Source organism: Ruegeria sp. BF12 (assembly GCF_056538705.1).
The window spans coordinates 46717-66473 of the sequence record NZ_JBQFTP010000013.1; the positions used below are offsets into that span (position 1 = coordinate 46717).

Here is a 19757-nt window from a genome sequence, read left to right on the forward strand (position 1 = left end):
GATTGCAGCGGGTCGGCGCAGGCCGCATTGACTATATCCCCATGGGGAGGATAGGGATATTGCATGACGCAACACAAACACGCTTCCCATCCGCAGATCACAGCGCGCCTCAAAAGGGCAAACGGGCATCTGGCCAAGGTCATCGCCATGCTGGAGGATCAGGCCCCCTGTACCGATATAGCCCAACAGTTGTTTGCGGTCGAAAAGGCGATCTCCAACGCCAAACGGGTCTTGATACATGACCATATCGATCACTGCCTGTCGCCAGCGGACGACAACAATGAGCCAGACGTGGACGATTTCAAAGCCATCACAAAGTACCTGTAACCAATGCTGAGCGTCCTGAAAAACCGCGTCTACCGCCATTTACTGGCAGCACAGGTTGTCGCCCTTGCAGGAACCGGCCTGGCGACGGTTGCTATGGGGCTGCTGGCGTTTGATCTGGCCGGTGACGCGGCGGGGATGGTTTTGGGAACGGCCCTGACCATCAAGATGGTGGCTTATGTGATCATCGCCCCGCTGGCGGCGGCCTTTGCCGAGCGGTGGGACCGGCGCAAAATGCTGGTCGTGCTGGACCTCGTGCGGGCGGCGGTTGCCATGTGCCTGCCATTCGTAAACGAAATCTGGCAGATCTATGTGCTGATCTTTGTTCTGCAATCGGCCTCTGCCGGTTTCACGCCAGCCTTTCAGGCAACGATCCCGGACGTTCTGACGGACGAACAGGACTATACCAAAGCGCTGTCGCTATCCCGGTTGGCTTATGATCTCGAAAGTCTACTCAGCCCGGCCCTGGCTGCAGCGCTTTTGTTGCTCGTTAGCTTTGACAGCCTGTTCTGGGGAACAAGCCTGGGGTTCATTGCCTCTGCCATCCTAGTTGTATCGGTCGCTCTGCCCTCACCCAAACCAGCGAAACGCCGGGGGATTTATGACCGTACGACACGCGGAATTCGCATTTACCTGGGTACGATGCGGTTGCGTGGCTTGCTGGCGCTGACGTGGACCGCTGCGGCACTCAGCGCGATGGTTATCGTCAATACAGTTGTCATCGTGCGTGCCGATCTTGGACTTTCAGAAAGTGCGGTGGCCGTCGTCCTGGCAGGGTACGGCAGCGGATCCATGCTGGCGGCCTTCGTGCTGCCCTCACTTCTGAACAGTTTCGAGGACCGCAGCGTTATGCTCGCCGGCGCAACGTTCGGGACATTTATGATGGCCGTTGCGGGCAGCCTGTTCGCCTTGGTCCCCATGAACCTGTTGGGCTTAACCGTTCTATGGGCCGGCGTGGGCTTTGGGTATTCGGCGACCCTGACACCCTCTGGCCGCCTGCTGACACGCTCGGCCAACCCCGAAGATCGCCCGGCGGTTTTTGCAGCCCAATTCACCCTGTCCCATGCCTGCTGGCTGGTTCTGTACCCGCTGGCCGGTTGGCTCATGACCTCGCAAGGCGCGGAACAAGCTTTGCTCTGGATGACCTGCGCGGCAATTCTCGGACTGGGCACCGCGTTGTTCATCTGGCCCCGCACCGACCGGAAGCTTGTGTCCGGGGAACACACTGACAAACCTTGAGCTTCCCGAGCGCTTTGCACTACACCTTGACCTCATGGATCAGCTCGACCGCCGCATCATCTCGGCCCTGCAACATAACGCCCGCGAGTCCACGACCAAGATCGCGGCAAAGCTGGGCGTGGCCCGAACCACCGTGCATGAACGCATTCAGCGGATGGAAGAACGCGGCGTGATAGCCGGATATTCGGTGGTTTTGAATGCCCCCGAAGATGCCCCGCGCGTTCAGGTCGTTGTGCTACTGGAAGTTCAGCAGAAAGAGACGACACGCATCATCAAGCGGCTGGAGGCCTACCCGGAGGTCAAGCTTTGTCTGTCCATCAATGGCGAGTTTGACCTGCTCTTGTCCGCTGAGGCCCCGAGGATCGAGGATCTGGATATTCTGGTCGACGATCTGGCCAAAATACCCGGCGTTTTGCGCACCAATACCAGCGTCGTCTTCGGTCGCCGGATCGACCGAAACTGAGCCGTCAATAACCCTCTGTAAACCTTGGCGCGGCTAGCTTGGCACGGACTGATCAGAATCCCGGACCGGCAGAATGCCCCATCGAACGATCTTAGGACTGACCCTGACGGCGTTGTTGATTGCGCAACAGGGTTTCGCGATGTCCGATGCACGAATAGCCAGCGTGTGCGACCACGCCGCCCAGCGCGCGGCCCGGTCCGAAGGTGTGCCGCTGGACGTCATGCGTGCGATAACCCGTGTTGAGACAGGCCGCACGGTGGACGGTGCCTTGCAGCCCTGGCCCTGGACCATCAATGTTGAGGGGAAGGGCACTTGGTTCACCTCTGAATTCGAAGCGAAGTCCTATGTGTTCAACATCTTCAAAGCAGGTAAGCGCAGCTTTGATGTCGGCTGTTTCCAGATCAATTACCGCTGGCACGGCAAGGCGTTTCGGTCGATTGATGCAATGTTCGACCCTAACGAGAACGCCACCTACGCGGCGCGGTTCCTGAAAGAACTCTATTCGGAACTGGGGTCATGGCCCGCCGCCGCCGGGGCGTATCACTCACGCACGCCTACTCTGGCAAACGCCTATATGGAGCGGTTTAAATCCATTTTGGCACAGCTGGATCACAAAGCCCCGACCGCATTGGCTTCGCGCGATCCTTTCACTGGAGCCGCAGGCCCGCTGATCCCGCTGCAAATGCCCGCCAACAACGGCGCGATGGGTTCTCTGGTGCCGGTGACCGGCGCCTCCACCGCCTTTATCTCGTTCAACTAGGAGCCCCGCGTGCCCAAGATCGACGCCCGTTCCCTGTTCTCTCCGACCGTGCTGCTGGCGCTGGCACTGATGACGGTCATAGTGATGATGATCCTGCCCATGCCCGCTTGGGTGCTGGATGTCGGCTTGTCGGCCTCGTTTGCGCTCGCCATCCTGATCTTCACACTGACGCTGTTTATCGAGCGGCCTCTGGATTTCTCGTCTTTCCCAACAATTCTGCTGGCCTCGCTGATGCTGAGACTCTCGCTGAACGTATCGTCGACCAAGTTGATCATCGGTCAGGGGCACACTGGCCCCAACGCCGCAGGCGACGTGATCGAAGGTTTCGCGAATTTCGTCATGGGCGGCAGCATTTTTCTGGGGCTGGTCGTGTTTGGCGTTCTGTTGATCGTGAACTTCATGGTCATCACCAAAGGGGCCGCCCGCATGGCCGAGGTCGGTGCCCGTTTTGCGCTGGACGGTATGCCCGGCAAACAGCTGGCCATCGACAGCGACATGTCCGCCGGGGCTATCGACCACCAGCAGGCCAAGGAACGGCGCGAGCGTGAACAGCAGGAAACGACGTTCTTCGGCTCGCTCGACGGCGCTTCGAAATTCGTCAAGGGCGACGCGATTGCAGGGCTCCTGATCACGCTTCTGAACCTTGTTATGGGTCTGATCATGGGCGTGGTCGTACATGGCATGCCGATCACATCGGCATTTGAAACCTACGCAATCCTGACCGTCGGCGACGGGTTGGTGTCACAGATTCCGGCCGTGATCATCTCGATTGCCTCTGCTCTTTTGCTGGCGCGAGGCGGGACGCAGGGCGCGACGGACAACGCGATCTTTTCGCAACTGGGACGGCATCCCGCCGCGCTGGGAACGGTCGCGGTATTGATGGTGCTGTTTGCACTGGTGCCCGGCCTGCCGTTTTTGCCCTTTATCCTGGGTGCGGGTGTTCTGGGTTATGCGGCTTACGCTGTTCAAAGGAAACAAAAGGCCGAGGCCGACGCGGACCAGACCTCAACATCTGAAGTCGAAGCCCCTGTTTCCCAGGCGATCGGAGACATTCTGGATCTGGATGATGTTCATCTGGAATTCGCCCCGGACCTGGTCAGCATGGTCCTCAACCCCGGCACCGGACTAGATGCGCGGATTGCCAACATGCGGACCTATGTGGCCTCAAGCTTTGGTCTCATCCTGCCGGACATACGCCTGACCGACCGCGCGGAACTGCCGCTGGGAACCTATGTGATCAAGGTACAGGGCGTCGAACAGGCGCGCGGTGTGCTGAACCCCGATCTGGTTCTTGCGCTGGTGCAGGACGGCCATGACATGCTGCCCGACGGCAATGACGTGACCGAACCCGTCTATGGTGCGCCCGCCCGTTGGATTCTGCCAAAGGATCAGGAAGCCGCGGCGCTGAGCGGGGCAACGATTGTGTCTCCGCCGGAAATTCTGGCAACACATCTGCTGGAGATCATAAAGCAGAACTTTGCGCGGCTTCTGACGCTGAAATCCCTGCGCCGTTTGCTGTCCGAGATGACGCGGCTCAGCGATCCGACTCGGGCCGAAGCCAACCGCAAACTGCTGGACGAATTGATCCCCGACAAGGTGCCGATTGACACTCTGCATTCCGTGCTGCGCCTGTTGCTTGAGGAAAAGGTCTCGATCCGCAACATGGCCCTGATCCTGGAAAGCGTGGCCGAAGCGCGCCTGACCACCACCCAGCCCGAGGGGATTTGCGAACTGGTCCGGCAAAAACTGGGCTTCCAGCTTGTCGCAGATATGAAACGCAGCGATGGGTCCATCCCCCTGATCCAGCTTGCGCCCGAGTGGGAGGACACCTTTGCCTCGTATCAAATCGACGCACCTGGTACCGGTCTGGATGTCGCGCTGCCACCGAACCTGTTCAACAAACTGGCGGATGGTGTGGTCGACTCGGTAACGCAATCCGCTGATCACGGGCTATTCCCGGCGGTGGTGACGTCGACGCGCCGGCGCCGGCTGTTGCGCACGATCATGCAGGCGCGCGGTGTGTCGAACCCTGTTCTGTCCTTCGAGGAAATCGGGCTCGAGGCCCGCCCGGCGCTGGTTGGAACGGTGTCCGCATGATCGGTCTGCCCCCCGCCTTGCTACCGCAGCTTGGGGAAGGTTTGTGGCATGTTTTCGCTGTTTTCCTGCGCGTGTCAGCCATGGCTTCCCTTTTGCCCGCATTCGGGGAACGCAGCATTCCAACCCGGGTGAAACTTGGAATCGCTGTCGCGTTTACCTTCGTGATCACACCCGCCGTGCAAGCCCCCAATTCTGATCCCGCATTGCTGGCCTTGGTTCAAATAATCGGAACCGAGGTTCTGATCGGAATCGCACTTGGCGTGGGTCTGCGCCTGTTCGTGCTGGCACTGCAAACGGCGGGATCCATTGCAGCGCAGTCAACGTCCCTGTCGCAAATCCTCGGCGGCGCAGCGACCGACCCGGTCCCGGCGATGGGATATTTGTTGACCTTTGCAGGTCTTGCTCTGGCCGTTTTGCTGGGCTTGCACATCCGCGTCGCCCAGTTCCTGATCCACAGTTACGCTTTGTTTCCCATGGGTGTTGCCCCGCTGGCACCGGATTTGTCACAATGGGGCGTGCAGCAAATCGCACGCAGTTTCAGTCTGGCATTCAGTCTAGCCATGCCCTTCGTCATTGCGTCATTGATCTACAACCTCGCACTAGGGGTCATCAACCGGGCGATGCCGCAGTTGATGGTCGCATTTGTCGGCGCTCCGGCGATCGCCTTTGCCGGTCTGTTTTTGCTGTTTGCAGGCGCGCCCTTGATCCTGTCGGTGTGGTCCGACGCATTGTTTGCTTTCTTCCTGAACCCGCTTGAGGCCACCAGATGAGCGGGCAGGACGATGATAGTGACAAGTCGTTTGAACCGACGCCGCAAAAGCTTCAGAAAGCGCGCGATAAAGGCGAGGTCGCCAAGTCAAACGACCTTTCCGTTGTCGCAGCTTATGTCGGCCTGCTGATCGCGTTACTGGCTGCAGGTCAATTCGCAGTGCAGCGCATGGGGTCCATGTTTGTCGTTTTCATCGACCAATCGGATGAGTTCGCCCAATTGCTTTCCACAGGCCCGGCGTCCGGCCTTGTGGGCGGGATGCTCCGGTCGGCCTTAATATCCGCATCCATCTTGTTTGCTTTGCCCGCCGCGGCCGTTCTTCTCAGCCTTATTGCGCAGCGCGCGTTAGTCTTTGCCCCCAGTAAACTGAAACCCAAACTGTCGCGTATTTCGATCCCATCCAACGCAAAGAACAAGTTTGGTCGCAGCGGCCTGTTCGAGTTTGCCAAAAGTTTCGCAAAACTGGTGATTTACTGCACCTGTCTGGCCCTGTTCCTGCGCGCCAACCTCAACGAACTACTCTCCGCCAGCGCCGCACCGGCGCGGTCTTCGGTCATGCTGATGATGAACCTTCTGTTTCGCTTTTTGTTCATCGTCATAGCAGTCGCGCTGGCCATCGGCGTAGTCGATTACCTTTGGCAATACGCCGAACACATGCGCAAGAACCGCATGTCGCGCAAAGAAATTCAGGATGAGACCAAAGATGCCGAGGGCGACCCGCATATGAAACAGCAGCGCCGCCAGCGTGCTCAGGAAATTGCGACCAATCAGATGATGGCGGATGTGCCACAGGCTGACGTGGTCATAGTTAACCCAACCCATTTTTCCGTCGCCTTGAAGTGGTCCAGAACAGCCGGATCTGCGCCGGTCTGCGTCGCCAAGGGGGTGGATGAAGTCGCCGCGGCAATTCGTGAGGCGGCAGGACAGGCGGGTGTTCCGATCCACTCGGACCCGCCGACGGCGCGCGCGCTGCATGCAACCGTGGAGATCGGTCAGGAGATTTCAGAAGAGCATTACCGCCCCGTGGCAGCGGCGATCCGGTTCGCAGAGGCGATGCGCAAACGGGCAAAGGAGCAAATTTAATGAAACGCAAACAGTTGACGGATCTGGAAAAGGTAACCGACGCCGTGTTTCAGCGGGAGTACCAATCCCTGCGCCCTGTTCTGGAGGCCGAGGCGCGCGTTCAACACCAGTTGGCCCGGCTCGACGCCCAGGTACAACAGTCCAGGCAAGAGATTGAACTGGCAGAAGGGTATCAGGTCACTGGTACGGACGTGCTCTGGAACGGTTGGGAATCCGCGACCCGTCGGCGGTTGAACATCCAACTCTCCGGCCTTCGGGCGCAAAAACTGGCGGCCCTGGAAAGTTTGCGCATCGCATTCGGGCGCAAGCAGGCCGTGGCTAAGCTGGCTGAAAAAAGTTCATCGGCACGTCGGGCTTCGCATGGTTGCAGTTCAAAACTCTAAACAAGACCGGCGCGCAGCAAATCGTTCAGTACGTCAGGTATCCTGACGGCTGACACTCATAATCAGAACCTTTGAAACGTCGTCGCCCAAGTCCTTGCGGGCCTCGTCCAGCAGTGCCTTGCGCAGAACATCAAGATTACCGGAGTGGGTGAAGTTCCCATTAAACCCGCCGGTATTGGCGTGGTCGAAAAGCACCTGCAGAAAACGGTCACGCAGCTTGGGCTCTACGGCGTAGAGAGACTCGGTCATTCCTGGTGTGACCTCAAGGCTGAGGGACATGGTGACCAGGGCGGCAATTCGGTCTGACTCCACGACCGGAACCACGAATTGCTTTGTCAGTTTCAGATACTCATACGCGCCCGAACCTTCCTTTTTCTCTCCCTCACCGGACTTGTTGGCCTTTTTAGTCTCTGATTTGGCAGTTTTTTTCGTCGATTTCTCTTCGCTAAGGTCCGAGGTCGTTTTCTCGCCAGCGTCTACCTCTTTCTCGGAAGGGGCCAGGACCAGGCCCGCCGCAACTCCGCCTCCGAGGCCAACCAACAGAAAGATAAACGGGGTCAATTTCTTTATCACGGTCACACCTCAGAACGGCAAAATTGAGTCCAGGATTTGCTGTCCATATCGGGGCTGCTGAACATCGGTGATCTGACCGCGGCCACCGTATGACACACGCGCCGAAGCAATCTTGTCATAGGTAATCTCGTTCTGGCGCGAGATATCCTGAGGGCGGACATAACCGGCGACCAAAAGCTCACGGAGTTCAAAATTGACCCGCAGTTCCTGCGAACCCGAGATTGAAAGCACGCCGTTCGGCAGCACATCAATCACAGTTGCGGCAACCCGCAATGTCAGCTTTTCTTTCCGCTTCACCGATCCCTTGCCCTTACTGGTCGACGCAGAATCAATCGACACAGCTTCGTCCAGGGATGCGCCATCCGGCAACTTCTCCGCCGCGCGCTGAGGCAAACCAAACAGCCCTGGCACCTCAAGGCTTTCTGACCCACTGCGGGATCGGTTGGTGTCGTTCGAGATTTCGGCCTTTTCATCCAGCTCGATCACGACCGTCAGGATATCGCCCTTCTTGATCGCCCGCTGGTCGCCCAGCAAGGACTGTTGACCGCCGCTCCAAAGCGAGGATCTGTCGACGTTGCGTTGAGGTTGTGTATGCAGGGGCAGCCCCGGCCAGAGCATCGCCACATGTTCCGGAGATTCCTCGTTCGGCGTAAAGCTTGGCGGCTTGCCAAGATGATCCACACGACCGCAAGCCGACACTGCCAGCGTGGCGATCAACAAAGACTTCGAAAGTGCTGACATCATTTTACCTCGATCTGGCCGTCGGACCGGACAAAGCCGGTGACGGTCGTTCGGGACGAAAGATTCATGACGCGAATGCGGTCCCCGGCCGCACCACGCCCCAGCGCGCGACCTTCTGCGGTGATGGACAATGGCTGTCGGTCAAAGACCAACACAACAAGGTCGTTGCGGCCCACGATTGCCGGAGGCCCAACATCGCCCTCACGAATTGGACGCCCGGGGTACAGCGCTACACGCGCTTCCTGTCCAATCAGAAACTCCGGATTTACTACCGCATTCGGGACGACCTGATTTTTGATCTCAAGATCCGCAGCCGAAATGATCTCCTTGGCTCGAATGGTGCGTCTTGACACAACGATTTCAGCCTGAGCGGATATCGGTGACATCAAGGCCAGAGCCATGCAGAATGCCCTCATCAGCGCACCTGTGTGGTCGCGCCCATCATCTGATCGACGGCTGATATGACCTTGGCGTTCATTTCATACCCGCGCTGTGCCTCGATCAGTTCGGTGACCTCGCGCACAGCGTCGACCGAGCTGTCTTCGAGATACCCCTGCCGCAGCGTGCCCAACCCGTCCTCTCCCGGCGCGCCAACCACAGGCGCGCCCGAGGCCTCGGTCTCTTTGAACAGGTTGCTGCCAATCGCCTCGAGACCCTTGGCATTGGAAAAACTGGCAAGAGTGAACTCTCCCAACAGCTGGCCTTCGGGAGCGTCATCGAAATAGGCGTAGACCTCACCCGAGGCGTTGATCGAGATTGACAGCGCGTCGTCGGGAATGGTGATTTCAGGTGCCACAGCAAACCCGTCAGACGTTACGATCAAACCCTCGGCGGACCGTTTCAGGCTACCGTCCCGCGTGTAGCCGGACTGGCCATTGGGCAGCGTCACTTCCAGATATCCACGCCCTTCGATCGCGACGTCCAGATCGCTGCCGGTGGCCGAGAGCGCGCCCTGCGACAGTTGCACGGTCACAGCTGCAGGGCGGACACCCAGCCCAAGCTGGATACCGGTCGGGAGCACCGTTCCGTCATTGGCGTTCACTGTCCCTGCGCGCGCCACCTGTTGATAGTGCAGATCGGCAAACTCTGCCCGTCTCGCGTTAAAGCCGGTTGTGTTCATATTCGCCAGGTTGTTCGAGATCGTCTCGACCCGCATTTGCTGTGCAGTCATACCCGTGGCTGCGATTTTTAAAGCCCGCATATCAAATTCTCCTTATGCAAATCAGCGCACCAGCGCCTTGAGCGCACCGCGCATGCGTTCGTGTTCGGAATCCAGAAAGCTCTGGCCCAACTCATAGGCCCGCTGGATCTCAACCAGCCGCGAGACCTGCGCGATGGCATTCACATTCGACCCTTCGAGAAACCGATGGACGACCACGGGTTCTCCGACCGGTTCAATGTCACCCTCGGCCCGAAACTGTGTGCTGCCTTCACGCACCAGTGTTTTGGGGTCGGCCACGCGATAGACCCCGATCTGGCCCAGCAACTGTCCGTCAACGCTCAGCGTTCCGTCGCTGCCAACATCAATCGATGCGGCATCCGGCGGGATAAAGACCGGCGCCCCATTGCTGTCCAAAACCCGATGGCCATCCATGGTCACCAGATCTCCGTCCGCGTTGGGCGAGAACGCACCGGCCCGGGTCAGCCGATTGCCCGCCGGGGTCTCGACCATGAAAAACCCGTCGCCTTCGATGGCAAAATCAAACTGCCCGCCGGTCTCGGTCAAAACACCTTGCTGCAGCGAGGTATTGCGCACCTCGGCACGGCTCATGGACAGGGACGGGTTGCCCGGCATGTCGCGAACGAACTCCGAAAACACCAGACCTTGAGCGCGGTAGCCGGTGGTATTGGCGTTGGCGACGTTGTTCGCCACCAGCCGCATTTCGGTCATCAGACCCGACTGTCGGGACAGGGTGACATAGGCGGTATCCATCAGCGACCTCCTGCGATCAAAGGGATGAGTGTTCCGGTGAAAAACGTGACCAGTGTCTGAGTCATGAAACCCATCGAAATCCAGAACACGATGACGATGGCGATCAATTTGGGCACGAAGGTCAGCGTCATCTCCTGAACCGAGGTCAGTGCCTGAAACAGACCTACGATCAGGCCCGAAACGAGTGCCACGGCGAGGATCGGAACCGAGGTGATAACCGCGACCCACAGCGCCTGACGCACGATGTCATAGAAGAGACCTTCGCTGAGCATTGCGTCAGACCGGCATCCGAAGGATTTCCTGATAGGCCTCGACCACCTTGTTACGCACGATCACGGCTGTTTCCACGGCGAGTTCAGTCTGCGCCAGGGCCTGCACCAGCGCATGCGGATCGGCCTGACCCACCATTGACGATTGCGCCACCTGCTCACTGTGTCTCAGCGTTGCGGCAAAGTCCTGAAAGGTTGACCGCAGACCCTGCGGCATCCCGGCGTGGTCAGGATCGGCTTGGGTGGCAGGGCGTGCAAACGCATAACTCTGGGCGGCATTGAGGGATCGGATATCCATTCTGGTTTCCTTTATTTTCGGAGGAGTTCCATCAGGCTCGACGACATCTGTCGTGTCTGGTCGAACATCTTGAGGTTGGCTTCGTAGCTGCGCTGCGCCTCGCGGGCGTCGGCAATCTCGATCATCAGATCAACGTTCGAACCGCGATAGTGGCCCGTGTCGTCGGCCATCGGGTGACTGGGGTCATAGATGCGTGACAATGCACGACGATCCAGCTTGACCCGTCCCGCCTGCACCATTTCTTTGCCGCCTTTTTCGACGGCCTCGAACGGTACGGTCTTGCGGCGATAACCCGGAGTATCCGCGTTCGAGATGTTCTCGGACACATGGCGCAACCGAGCGGCCTGCGCCCGCAAAGCGCTGGCAGAGGCGGTCAGGGAATGGGAAAAATCACTCATCCTTCGCCCCCTTACGCCCGACCCAGACTGCTGCGCAGAATGTTCATCGAGGATTTGTAGATCGTCAGCGCGCGGTCGTGCTGGCGCTTGACCTCAACAGCCTTGAGCATTTCTTCCTCGACCGAGACACCATTGCCGTTCGGATCACCCGACGGCGAGGCATTGATCTCGGCCCAGGGTTTGGGACCACTACTGCCGTGAAGATGACCCTGTCGCGTGGCGGTCATGGCAACCTCGCGGCCAGTGTTTTCGAAGGCTTTCTGAAAGGCCTCGATATCGCGGGGCTGGTAGCCCGGCGTATCCGCATTGGCCATGTTGCGCGCAATCACTGCCTGCCGTTGCCCGGCATGGGTTGCCATTGCGTACGCGGTCTTAAAGACGTTCAGGTCATAGAACATCGGGGCTTCTCCCTCGATCGATTTCAATCAAGGCTTAACCCCGATTCCTTTAGAAACCGTTTTCAGAAACCGTTGGAGAACCCACGATGTCCGATTTCGACCCGATGCTTCTGAAACATGAATTCGACCGTCTGTCTGCGACGCGCCATATGGGGCGCGTGGTCAGCGTCGCGCGCGGGGTCATAGAAATAGAAGGTCTGCAACAACATGCCCGGATCGGTGACCACCTTACTTTGCGCCGACGCAATGCTCCGGATCTGGCGGGTGAAGTTCTGCATGTCGAATCGGAACTGATTCACATGCTTCCGACTGCCGCCCCGGACGGTGTTTGCCTGGGCGACCGGGTGATTCTGAACCAGACACCCGCCTTTGCACCGGGTATGCACTGGCTTGGTCGGGTGGTTGATCCGTTTGGCAAGCCGCTGGACGGAAAGCCCTTGTTGTCGGGCACTCAGAAGCAGGACATCATGCAAGCCCCGCCCCCGGCGGTCGCGCGCAAACCGCTGGGCGCACGGATGGAAACCGGGCTCGCGATACTCAACACCATGCTGCCTGTTGTTCAGGGTCAGCGTATTGGGCTGTTTGCCGGGTCTGGCGTTGGCAAGTCCACGTTGCTGGCGACGCTGGCGAAATCGATGCAGGCGGATGCGGTTGTCGTGGCGTTGGTGGGCGAGCGCGGGCGCGAGGTAAATGAATTCGTCGAAAACGCGCTTGGGGTCGAAGGAATGAAACGGTCTGTGGTCGTGGCCGCAACATCGGACCAGTCCGCGCTGGCCCGCAGGCGCTGCGCATGGTCGGCGATGTCCGTGGCGGAATATCTGCGCGATCAGGGGCTGAATGTCCTGTTTCTGGCCGATTCAGTGACGCGCTTTGCCGAAGCGCATCGAGAAATCGCCGTTGCGATGGGTGAAACACCTTCCCTTCGGGGATTTCCGCCCTCGGTCACGCCCCTGATCGCCGGTCTGTGCGAGCGAGCCGGCCCGGGAACGGCGGAACAAGGCGATATCACAGCTGTATTTAGCGTGCTGGTCGCCGGATCGGATATGGACGAACCCATCGCCGACATCCTGCGCGGTGTTCTGGACGGCCACATCGTGCTGAACCGCGATATTGCCGAGCGTGGCCGGTTTCCCGCCATCGACCTGAGTCGATCCGTCTCACGCAGCTTGCCGGGCGCGGCATCGCCAGAGGAAAACCAGGTGATATCCGAAACTCGACGGTTGGTTGGAAGTTACGAACAATCCGAAGTGATGATCAAAGCCGGGCTCTACTCGGAAGGCGCTGATCCTCTGCTTGATCAGGCGGTACGCGTGCATGATGAGTTGGACAGCTTTTTCGCCAAGCCCGAAACCGAAGGCATCAAGAATAGCTTCGACCGCCTGCAACTGATCCTAAGACGCGCAGGAACCGCGCTGACGCTTTAGGGAATTCCAGACAGTTTTAAGTGTTAAGGCCACCTTAAGACCTGCACTGCTACCCCGGTAGCGGGTGATAAGAAGGTGGTGGAGATGGGTGCGCAATCCAATGCGGCGCCAATCATCATCAAGAAGAAACGTGTGTCCGGTGGCGATAGTCACCACGGTGGCGCGTGGAAAGTCGCATATGCCGACTTTGTCACAGCCATGATGGCGTTCTTCATGTTGATGTGGCTGCTGAATGCAACGACGGAAAAACAACGCAAAGGGCTGGCGGACTATTTCTCGCCAACAATCCCCGTGAACCCGGTATCGGGCGGCGGAGATGGGGCCTTTGGCGGTAACAACATGTTCTCGGAAAAAACCATGGTTATGGACGGATCCGGCGCCAGCCAGAGAAGCCCGACAGTCGCCCGCGAGGCGCGCGGATCGGTCGGTGTGAACATGGACGGCGGCGGAAAAGAGAGTTTCGAAGACTTCTCCACGCTCGAAGCCGAACTTCTCGGACGCACGGGTGAAAGCCTGGTCTCAGACAAGGTCCTGAAGCACATCGTCACGCGTGTCACCGACGAAGGCCTGGTGGTTGAGCTGTTCGACACAGAAGATCAACCGCTTTTCGAATCGGGCACCGATAATCCGACGAATATTTTGCGCGCCCTAGCTTTACTGGTCGCTCGGTCTTCGGATCTGGTGAAAAACGCCATCGCCGTTGAAGGCCATGTCCGCGCGTCGCCTGTGGTTTTGGTCCATAACCCGGCCTGGGATCTATCGACAGCACGCGCGCAGACCGTTCGCCAGATGCTGCAGAACAAGGGCGTAACCGCCCAAAGGCTGGATCGCGTCACGGGGCATGCGGATCGGGAACTGTCTGTCGAAAACCCGATGGCGGTTCGAAATAACCGGATCGAGATCATCTTTTTGCGTAACCGCTAAGACCAAAAGGATAGAACGCATTTTACCTGTTAGCGTGCTGTTAAGGGCCAGCACGTTAGCTGTTGCATCAAGATTTGACGCAACAGAAGGGCGTGCCAATGACAATTTCCTCTTCGCTGAATGCCGGTGTGGCCGCTTTGAAGGCCAATGCCAACCGGCTGGCGACCATCTCCGACAACATCGCCAATTCATCTACTTTTGGCTACAAACGGGTCGAGACGGATTTTCATTCCATGGTCACATCCGGTCAGGGCGGCAGCTATTCTGCGGGCGGTGTCAGAACCACAAGCCAGCGCATGATCGATCAACGTGGATCGTTGGTGACAACGAACAACTCGACCGACCTTGCGGTGCGCGGTCGCGGCTTGCTTCCTGTACGGCCCAGCTCTCAGATTTCGTCGAATTCGAACGAGATGTTGCTGACCACAACCGGCTCGTTCCGCACCAATGAGCAAGGTCATCTGGTCACGCAATCCGGTCTTGTACTACTGGGCTGGCCTGCTGGGCCGGACGGGTCGATCCCAACTGTCCCAAGGGATACGCCTGCGGCGCTTGAGCCGGTCAAGCTTAGTGTGAACCAACTGACCGGATCGCCGACCACCAGCATGAATCTGCGCATGAACCTGCCGGCCACCGCGACGGATGCAGGCGCGCCGGGCGACACGCAGCCCCTGTCGGTCGAGTATTTCGACAACCTCGGTAAATCCGAGTCCGTCAATATTGAGCTTGTGCCAACGGTTCCGGCCACCGGGTCAAGCAATGAATGGACCATGACACTGCGGGATTCCGCATCGGGCGGTGCCGTGATCGGAGAATACCGGCTGACCTTCACTGACTCCCGGACGGCCGGCGGCACCCTGGCCAGCGTCACCGCCATTTCGGGCGGGGCCTATGATCCGGCCAATGGCAGCTTCGTGGTGAACGTGGATGGCGGTCCGATGGAAATCAATATCGGGCAGATCGGCGACAAGGCCGGGATTGCCCAACTGTCCGATACCTTTGCCCCGGTGTCGATCACGCGCGACGGGGCACCGGTTGCAACGATGACCGGTGTCAAGGTGGATGAGAAAGGGTACGTCTACGCGCAATATGACAGCGGTGTCAGCCGACGCGTGTATCAGATCCCCCTTGTCGATGTTCCTAATCCGAACGGCCTGAAGGCGCTGGACAACCAGACCTACGCGCCGTCCCGCGATAGTGGCACGTTCTTTCTGTGGAACGCGGGTGAGGGACCAACCGGCGATCTGGTGGCCTTTGCGCGCGAGGAATCCACGACCGATGTGGCAACCGAACTGACCTCGATGATCCAGACGCAGCGCGCTTTTTCGTCCAGCGCGAAAGTGATCCAGACAGTCGATGAAATGCTGCAGGAAACCACAAACATCAAACGCTGATCCGGGCTTTGAGCTAGCGAAAGGACCTGTCCGATGAACATGACGACAGCATTGAACAACGCGTTGGGCGGCCTGACCGCCGCAAGCCGCGGGGCCGCCGTTGTCTCGGGCAATGTCGCAAACGCGCTGACGCCGGGCTATGCGCGCCGTTCGCTCGAATTGGCGACCAGCCCGATTTCCGGCAACGGAGTGCGCACCGTCGGCGTCACGCGCCATCAGGATCCGGTTTTGACCGCCAATCGGCGGGAGTCCGACGCAAATCTGGCAAGCGCAAACGCGATTGCAGATTTCCACACCCGTTTTGAAAAGGCTGTGGGGTCCGTTGACGATCCCAAATCGTTCGCCGCGCGATTGACTGCCTTTGAAAACAGCCTGACCACGGCGGCAAGCCTTCCCGACTCGAAGGTGCGGTTGGATCAGGCTGCGCGCGCCGCGCGCGATTTGGCGGATAGTCTGAATTCGGCGTCCGAAGGGTTGCGTCAGGCCCGGTCGGATGCCGACAGAACCATCGGCAAACAGGTCGATCGCCTGAACCAAAGCTTGCAGGACATCGAAGATCTGAACGACAAAATCCCCAGCATCAAGAACTCGGGCGGTTACATCAACGCCCTGCTGGATCAGCGCCAGATTTTGATCGACCAGGTAAACGAACTGATCCCGGTAAACGTTGTAGCCCGGGAAAACAACCGCGTGTCCCTGTATTCCGATGGTGGATTGATCCTTCTTGAAGGGACGGCAGCACGGTTCGACTTCATGACTACGGGCGAAACCAAGCCGCACATGACAGTTGCGAACAACCTGCTTTCGGGTCTGGAAATGAACGGTCAACCAGTACGCACAAGCGGCGACACGGCACAAATCCGAGGCGGTGCGCTGGCGGCCCAGTTCGAAATTCGCGATGAACGGGCGGTTGAGGCACAGGTTCATTTGGATACTGCCGCCCGTGACCTGATCGATCGGTTCGAAACTGGTGGCCTGGACCCGACCGCTGCGGCCACAGACCCCGGCCTCTTCACTGACGATGGCAATCGTTTTAATGCCGCCACCGTGACCGGTTTGGCCTCGCGCATCAGCCTGAACGCGGTGGTCGATCCCGATGCCGGTGGAAACAGCTGGAAACTGCGGGCGGGCCTAGGCGCGGTCACAGCCGGAGATCCGGGAGATGCGACGCAGCTCAGGGCGTTTGGATCGGTCCTGAGTGTTGCTCGTCCCGTTGCCGGGGGGCTTTATGGCACCGGCAATATGCATGCGGCGGAAATTGCCGAGGCGATGCTGTCAAAGGCAGGCGCAGATTCTCACGCCGCCGAAGGGCGCATGACTTTCGCGAAAAACTCGCAGCTGGAAATGGCCAAGATCGAAGCCGAACACGGCGTCGATACCGACACCGAACTGCAGAACCTGATGCAGATCGAAAAAACCTATGCCGCAAATGCACGGCTCATCTCGGCGGTGGACGAGATGATGGACACTCTGCTGAGGTTGTGATGATTAATCTGACATCCATTGGTGATCTGGCCCGCGGGCTGACGTTGCGCACCCGATCGACCGAGATCAAAAATCAGATCGAAACGCTGTCTTACGAGCTGTCGTCGGGAAAGGTGCGGGATCTGTCCGGTCACCTGGACGGCGACTACTCTCATCTTCTGGATCTGGATCGCAGCCTGTCCAGATTGGACGCGTTCAAAGTGTCTACGGCCGAAGCCGGGTTGTTCACCGATGCAATGCAGTTAAGCCTGAACACGGTTGCCGGGTCCGTTGACAATATCACATCGTCGCTGCTGTCCTTTGGAACGTCGAACCAGGCGGTGACCCACGAAAACGCTTCGGTTCAGGCCAGAAACGAGCTGAATACAATCATGTCGGCTCTCAACACCCGCGCCGGTGGACGCAGCCTGTATTCCGGCACTGCAACCGACGTCTCTCCGTTGCCGTCCTCAGACGACCTGATCAACGCGCTCAAGACGGAACTGACCGGGGCCACAACGGTCGCGGATATCAGGCAAAGAGCCGAGGACTGGTTCAATGATCCCGCCGGATTTGATGCGGTGATCTATCAGGGTTCCGACACGACCCTGGCGCCCATGCAGGTTTCCGAGAACGAAAGCGTTTCGATTCCGGTGACAGCGACCGATCCGGCCATCAAAGCCGCTCTGAGGGACATCGCCGTCGCCGCGGTGGTCTCGGACAGCGGCCTGAATGTACCGACCGAGCAGCGCACGGCATTGTTCAAACAACTCGGCGTGGATCTGGTCAACGCAAAGGATCAACTTGTGAAGCTAAGGGCGGATGTTGGCGCGACCGAGGCCCGGATTGAGCAGGCCGAAACGCGAAACAATGCAGCACGGACTAGTCTGCAAAGCAGTCGGAATACTCTGGTCGCGGCGGACCCTTATGAAACGGCCACACGGCTGAACACAGTCCAGTTCCAACTGGAAAGTCTGTATTCCGTCACCGTTCGCAACGCGAACCTTTCGCTGGTGAACTTCCTGAGATGAGAGTTCTTGTTTTTCTGCTTCTGATGCTTCCCGGTCTGGCCTCTGCTGGCGCGATCCGGCTGAAAGACCTTGTGGATTTCGATGGAGTCCGCGGAAACGATCTGGTCGGCTATGGCCTTGTCGTCGGTTTAAATGGAACCGGCGACGGGCTAAGGAATTCTCCTTTCACCGAAGAGATCATGTCCAACATCCTGGAAAGGTTGGGCGTCAACGTAAACGGTGAAGATTTCCGTCCAAAGAACGTGGCGGCCGTTTTGGTCACAGCCAGTCTGCCTCCGTTTTCGCGGGTCGGAGGGCAAATTGACGTCACCGTTTCGGCCATCGGAGATTCCAAAAGCCTGTTGGGCGGGACATTGATCATGACACCACTGAACGCCGCTGACGGTCAGATCTATGCAGTTGCTCAGGGCACGGTTCTTGCTGGCGGTGCCGTGGCAGAAGGTGAGGCAGCCTCGGTCGTGCAAGGGGTTCCGACTTCCGGCGTTATCCCCTCTGGCGCGCGTGTCGAACGTGAGATCGACTTTGACCTTTCGACCCTAACCCAAATGCGTTTGGCGCTGAGAGAGCCTGATTTCACAACTGCCGGCCGAATTGAGGCTGCAATCAACTCTGAATTCAATCGTGCCGTTGCCATCATGCGCGATTCCGGGACGGTGGAACTGAACATCGCAGCAACTCAGGCTATTTCGACGGCCCACGCTCTGGGGCGGATTGAGAACATTCTGGTCGAACCCGAGACCAAGGCCCGCGTCGTGGTCGATCAGCGTTCTGGCACAATCGTCATGGGGCAGGAAGTTCGAATTTCCCGCGTGGCGGTATCGCAAGGCAACCTGACCCTGACAGTCGAAGAAGCTCCGATTGCGGTGCAGCCCAACCCCTTCGCACGCGGAGAAACCGTTGTGGTGCCCAGAACAATCGCGGGCATAGAAGAGGAAGAAGGCACCGGACTGGCCGAAATCCCCGAAGCCACAACTCTGTCCGAGGTTGTGGCTGGCCTGAACGCTCTTGGGGTGTCCCCGCGCGACATGATCGATATTCTGAAAACGATCAAAGCCGTCGGGGCTCTGCATGCCGAGTTTGTCGTCAGGTAATCTGACGGAAAAAGTCAAAGCTGGAACCGGCTGGTCACAGCCTACCTTAATTTGATTTCCAGCTATTCAGCCATTTCCTGAACTTTCCGCCCTGCTCTTCGATGGCGTCGCCGGCGGCATAGAGGCCGTCCTCCACATTCTCCATCATTGGATCAATGCGCGCCTCGCGAAATCGGCGCCAGCGTACCCAGATTGCCCAAACCAGAGCGAAGAATATGGTCAGGAAAATGATGTTGAACCACGGAATGATCCGGACATCCGGACTGTCCACCTGCCAGATTTTCACGGCATTCGGGAAAATCGACAGGAATTCGCTGCGCCAGCCGTAGTGGCGTACAACCACCCAACGCGGTGCCTCGGTCGTCGATTTCAGATCCGCCGCTTCGGCCTGCAGGTTCGACGAGTTCAGTTTGAAATACGGCGGCCAACCCCAACCTGTATCCTCGTTCCGGTAGACCATGACCTTGCCATTGGTCTTGCGAGTCTGGATGAAGAACACATCGCGGTTCGGCGTAGTCGGGTCGCTGCCGACATCATGAACCGACCAGAAGATGCTGTTCTCACCGGGGTCGATCCGTTTCTCGTACGTATCCGAAATCCGGACAACGTCGTGCTGCGGCAAGGTGTAGTTCAACACCGCTGCTATCGTGCCCCAGAACAGGATGATGATGGCCCATTTGACGTAACGCATCAGCGAAACC

Annotated in this window: 24 protein-coding genes; 14 read left to right on the forward strand and 10 right to left on the reverse strand. The window is 58.6% G+C overall.

Going from position 1 to position 19757, the window contains the following annotated elements; genetic code table 11:
• The first annotated feature begins 63 nt into the window (after window positions 1-63).
• The 8 genes from ACR0J0_RS18265 to ACR0J0_RS18300 all read left to right on the forward strand — a co-directional run bounded on the left by ACR0J0_RS18265 (window position 64) and on the right by ACR0J0_RS18300 (window position 7118).
• Window positions 64-327 carry a metal-sensing transcriptional repressor gene (locus ACR0J0_RS18265; RefSeq protein ID WP_480665456.1) on the forward strand — a complete coding sequence of 88 codons (264 nt, stop codon included), beginning with the start codon at window positions 64-66 and terminating at the stop codon, window positions 325-327.
• A gap of 3 nt (window positions 328-330) precedes the next feature.
• Window positions 331-1563 (forward strand): MFS transporter, encoded by a 1233-nt coding sequence (locus ACR0J0_RS18270; protein ID WP_480665457.1) that lies wholly within the window; start codon window positions 331-333, stop codon window positions 1561-1563.
• Between the two features lie 34 nt (window positions 1564-1597).
• The gene (locus tag ACR0J0_RS18275) at window positions 1598-2026 is read left to right on the forward strand and encodes an Lrp/AsnC family transcriptional regulator (protein WP_480665458.1); all 429 of its coding nucleotides are present in this window, start codon (window positions 1598-1600) and stop codon (window positions 2024-2026) included.
• 73 nt (window positions 2027-2099) lie between these two features.
• A complete protein-coding gene (locus ACR0J0_RS18280; protein ID WP_480665459.1) occupies window positions 2100-2786 on the forward strand; it encodes a transglycosylase SLT domain-containing protein in 687 nt (228 codons plus the stop codon).
• Window positions 2787-2795: 9 nt separating this feature from the next.
• Window positions 2796-4883 (forward strand): flagellar biosynthesis protein FlhA, encoded by a 2088-nt coding sequence (gene flhA / locus ACR0J0_RS18285; protein WP_480665460.1) that lies wholly within the window; start codon window positions 2796-2798, stop codon window positions 4881-4883.
• On the forward strand, window positions 4880-5653 hold the full coding sequence (locus ACR0J0_RS18290) for a flagellar biosynthetic protein FliR (RefSeq protein ID WP_480665461.1): 774 nt from the start codon (window positions 4880-4882) through the stop codon (window positions 5651-5653). Before flhA ends, ACR0J0_RS18290 begins: the two co-directional genes overlap by 4 nt.
• On the forward strand, window positions 5650-6735 hold the full coding sequence (locus ACR0J0_RS18295; RefSeq protein WP_480665462.1) for an EscU/YscU/HrcU family type III secretion system export apparatus switch protein: 1086 nt from the start codon (window positions 5650-5652) through the stop codon (window positions 6733-6735). Before ACR0J0_RS18290 ends, ACR0J0_RS18295 begins: the two co-directional genes overlap by 4 nt.
• Window positions 6735-7118: a hypothetical protein gene (locus tag ACR0J0_RS18300; protein ID WP_480665463.1), complete on the forward strand. Its 384-nt coding sequence runs from the start codon at window positions 6735-6737 to the stop codon at window positions 7116-7118. The genes ACR0J0_RS18295 and ACR0J0_RS18300 overlap by 1 nt, the downstream gene beginning before the upstream one ends.
• Before the next feature lie 33 nt (window positions 7119-7151).
• On the opposite strand, the gene ACR0J0_RS18305 is transcribed toward ACR0J0_RS18300, so the two are convergent.
• The 9 genes from ACR0J0_RS18305 to ACR0J0_RS18345 are packed head-to-tail and all read right to left on the reverse strand — an operon-like array spanning window position 7152 to window position 11728.
• On the reverse strand, window positions 7152-7691 hold the full coding sequence (locus ACR0J0_RS18305) for a flagellar basal body-associated FliL family protein (RefSeq protein ID WP_480665465.1): 540 nt from the start codon (window positions 7689-7691) through the stop codon (window positions 7152-7154).
• A 9-nt stretch (window positions 7692-7700) separates the two neighbouring features.
• Entirely contained in the window at window positions 7701-8432 is a 732-nt protein-coding gene (flgH, locus tag ACR0J0_RS18310; protein ID WP_480665531.1) for a flagellar basal body L-ring protein FlgH, read from the reverse strand.
• Window positions 8432-8848 carry a flagellar basal body P-ring formation chaperone FlgA gene (flgA, locus tag ACR0J0_RS18315; RefSeq protein ID WP_480665466.1) on the reverse strand — a complete coding sequence of 139 codons (417 nt, stop codon included), beginning with the start codon at window positions 8846-8848 and terminating at the stop codon, window positions 8432-8434. The genes flgH and flgA overlap by 1 nt, the downstream gene beginning before the upstream one ends.
• A complete protein-coding gene (gene flgG / locus ACR0J0_RS18320) occupies window positions 8848-9633 on the reverse strand; it encodes a flagellar basal-body rod protein FlgG (protein WP_480665467.1) in 786 nt (261 codons plus the stop codon). Before flgG ends, flgA begins: the two co-directional genes overlap by 1 nt.
• Window positions 9634-9654: 21 nt before the next feature.
• Complete coding sequence (locus ACR0J0_RS18325) at window positions 9655-10365, reverse strand: flagellar hook-basal body complex protein (RefSeq protein WP_480665468.1); 711 nt, start codon at window positions 10363-10365, stop codon at window positions 9655-9657.
• Entirely contained in the window at window positions 10365-10637 is a 273-nt protein-coding gene (locus ACR0J0_RS18330; protein ID WP_170418319.1) for a flagellar biosynthetic protein FliQ, read from the reverse strand. The genes ACR0J0_RS18325 and ACR0J0_RS18330 overlap by 1 nt, the downstream gene beginning before the upstream one ends.
• A 4-nt stretch (window positions 10638-10641) precedes the next feature.
• Window positions 10642-10932 carry a flagellar hook-basal body complex protein FliE gene (gene fliE / locus ACR0J0_RS18335; RefSeq protein ID WP_480665469.1) on the reverse strand — a complete coding sequence of 97 codons (291 nt, stop codon included), beginning with the start codon at window positions 10930-10932 and terminating at the stop codon, window positions 10642-10644.
• An 11-nt stretch (window positions 10933-10943) separates the two neighbouring features.
• Window positions 10944-11330 (reverse strand): flagellar basal body rod protein FlgC, encoded by a 387-nt coding sequence (gene flgC, locus ACR0J0_RS18340; protein WP_480665470.1) that lies wholly within the window; start codon window positions 11328-11330, stop codon window positions 10944-10946.
• Window positions 11331-11341: 11 nt separating this feature from the next.
• On the reverse strand, window positions 11342-11728 hold the full coding sequence (locus ACR0J0_RS18345; protein WP_480665471.1) for a FlgB family protein: 387 nt from the start codon (window positions 11726-11728) through the stop codon (window positions 11342-11344).
• Between the two features lie 86 nt (window positions 11729-11814).
• Here ACR0J0_RS18345 and ACR0J0_RS18350 point away from each other — a divergent pair, with 86 nt between their 5' ends.
• The 6 genes from ACR0J0_RS18350 (at window position 11815) to ACR0J0_RS18375 (ending at window position 19056) form a co-directional block, all read left to right on the forward strand.
• Window positions 11815-13152, forward strand: a complete 1338-nt coding sequence (locus tag ACR0J0_RS18350; RefSeq protein WP_480665472.1) for a FliI/YscN family ATPase — start codon at window positions 11815-11817, stop codon at window positions 13150-13152.
• 84 nt (window positions 13153-13236) lie between these two features.
• Complete coding sequence (locus ACR0J0_RS18355; RefSeq protein ID WP_480665473.1) at window positions 13237-14076, forward strand: flagellar motor protein MotB; 840 nt, start codon at window positions 13237-13239, stop codon at window positions 14074-14076.
• A 98-nt stretch (window positions 14077-14174) separates the two neighbouring features.
• A complete protein-coding gene (locus ACR0J0_RS18360) occupies window positions 14175-15470 on the forward strand; it encodes a flagellar hook protein FlgE (protein WP_480665474.1) in 1296 nt (431 codons plus the stop codon).
• Between the two features lie 33 nt (window positions 15471-15503).
• Window positions 15504-16955: a flagellar hook-associated protein FlgK gene (gene flgK, locus ACR0J0_RS18365; RefSeq protein ID WP_480665475.1), complete on the forward strand. Its 1452-nt coding sequence runs from the start codon at window positions 15504-15506 to the stop codon at window positions 16953-16955.
• Window positions 16955-17965: a flagellin gene (locus ACR0J0_RS18370; RefSeq protein WP_480665476.1), complete on the forward strand. Its 1011-nt coding sequence runs from the start codon at window positions 16955-16957 to the stop codon at window positions 17963-17965. The genes flgK and ACR0J0_RS18370 overlap by 1 nt, the downstream gene beginning before the upstream one ends.
• On the forward strand, window positions 17962-19056 hold the full coding sequence (locus ACR0J0_RS18375) for a flagellar basal body P-ring protein FlgI (protein WP_480665477.1): 1095 nt from the start codon (window positions 17962-17964) through the stop codon (window positions 19054-19056). Before ACR0J0_RS18370 ends, ACR0J0_RS18375 begins: the two co-directional genes overlap by 4 nt.
• A gap of 46 nt (window positions 19057-19102) precedes the next feature.
• On the opposite strand, the gene ACR0J0_RS18380 is transcribed toward ACR0J0_RS18375, so the two are convergent.
• Complete coding sequence (locus tag ACR0J0_RS18380; RefSeq protein WP_480665478.1) at window positions 19103-19747, reverse strand: DUF1523 family protein; 645 nt, start codon at window positions 19745-19747, stop codon at window positions 19103-19105.
• Between the last annotated feature and the right edge of the window lie 10 nt (window positions 19748-19757).

Excerpts from the sequence above, each read along its gene's own strand:
- ACR0J0_RS18345 (WP_480665471.1), bottom strand. The coding sequence starts at position 11,728 with ATGTTCTATGACCTGAACGTCTTTAAGACCGCGTACGCAATGGCAACC.
- flgH (WP_480665531.1), bottom strand. The coding sequence starts at position 8,432 with ATGTCAGCACTTTCGAAGTCTTTGTTGATCGCCACGCTGGCAGTGTCG.
- fliE (WP_480665469.1), bottom strand. The coding sequence starts at position 10,932 with ATGGATATCCGATCCCTCAATGCCGCCCAGAGTTATGCGTTTGCACGC.
- ACR0J0_RS18275 (WP_480665458.1), top strand. The coding sequence starts at position 1,598 with ATGGATCAGCTCGACCGCCGCATCATCTCGGCCCTGCAACATAACGCC.
- ACR0J0_RS18375 (WP_480665477.1), top strand. The coding sequence starts at position 17,962 with ATGAGAGTTCTTGTTTTTCTGCTTCTGATGCTTCCCGGTCTGGCCTCT.
- ACR0J0_RS18280 (WP_480665459.1), top strand. The coding sequence starts at position 2,100 with ATGCCCCATCGAACGATCTTAGGACTGACCCTGACGGCGTTGTTGATT.
- ACR0J0_RS18295 (WP_480665462.1), top strand. The coding sequence starts at position 5,650 with ATGAGCGGGCAGGACGATGATAGTGACAAGTCGTTTGAACCGACGCCG.
- ACR0J0_RS18300 (WP_480665463.1), top strand. The coding sequence starts at position 6,735 with ATGAAACGCAAACAGTTGACGGATCTGGAAAAGGTAACCGACGCCGTG.
- ACR0J0_RS18265 (WP_480665456.1), top strand. The coding sequence starts at position 64 with ATGACGCAACACAAACACGCTTCCCATCCGCAGATCACAGCGCGCCTC.
- ACR0J0_RS18370 (WP_480665476.1), top strand. The coding sequence starts at position 16,955 with ATGATTAATCTGACATCCATTGGTGATCTGGCCCGCGGGCTGACGTTG.
- flgG (WP_480665467.1), bottom strand. The coding sequence starts at position 9,633 with ATGCGGGCTTTAAAAATCGCAGCCACGGGTATGACTGCACAGCAAATG.
- ACR0J0_RS18270 (WP_480665457.1), top strand. The coding sequence starts at position 331 with ATGCTGAGCGTCCTGAAAAACCGCGTCTACCGCCATTTACTGGCAGCA.
- flgA (WP_480665466.1), bottom strand. The coding sequence starts at position 8,848 with ATGAGGGCATTCTGCATGGCTCTGGCCTTGATGTCACCGATATCCGCT.
- ACR0J0_RS18350 (WP_480665472.1), top strand. The coding sequence starts at position 11,815 with ATGTCCGATTTCGACCCGATGCTTCTGAAACATGAATTCGACCGTCTG.
- ACR0J0_RS18290 (WP_480665461.1), top strand. The coding sequence starts at position 4,880 with ATGATCGGTCTGCCCCCCGCCTTGCTACCGCAGCTTGGGGAAGGTTTG.
- ACR0J0_RS18355 (WP_480665473.1), top strand. The coding sequence starts at position 13,237 with ATGGGTGCGCAATCCAATGCGGCGCCAATCATCATCAAGAAGAAACGT.
- ACR0J0_RS18330 (WP_170418319.1), bottom strand. The coding sequence starts at position 10,637 with ATGCTCAGCGAAGGTCTCTTCTATGACATCGTGCGTCAGGCGCTGTGG.
- flgC (WP_480665470.1), bottom strand. The coding sequence starts at position 11,330 with ATGAGTGATTTTTCCCATTCCCTGACCGCCTCTGCCAGCGCTTTGCGG.
- ACR0J0_RS18325 (WP_480665468.1), bottom strand. The coding sequence starts at position 10,365 with ATGGATACCGCCTATGTCACCCTGTCCCGACAGTCGGGTCTGATGACC.
- ACR0J0_RS18380 (WP_480665478.1), bottom strand. The coding sequence starts at position 19,747 with ATGCGTTACGTCAAATGGGCCATCATCATCCTGTTCTGGGGCACGATA.
- flgK (WP_480665475.1), top strand. The coding sequence starts at position 15,504 with ATGAACATGACGACAGCATTGAACAACGCGTTGGGCGGCCTGACCGCC.
- ACR0J0_RS18360 (WP_480665474.1), top strand. The coding sequence starts at position 14,175 with ATGACAATTTCCTCTTCGCTGAATGCCGGTGTGGCCGCTTTGAAGGCC.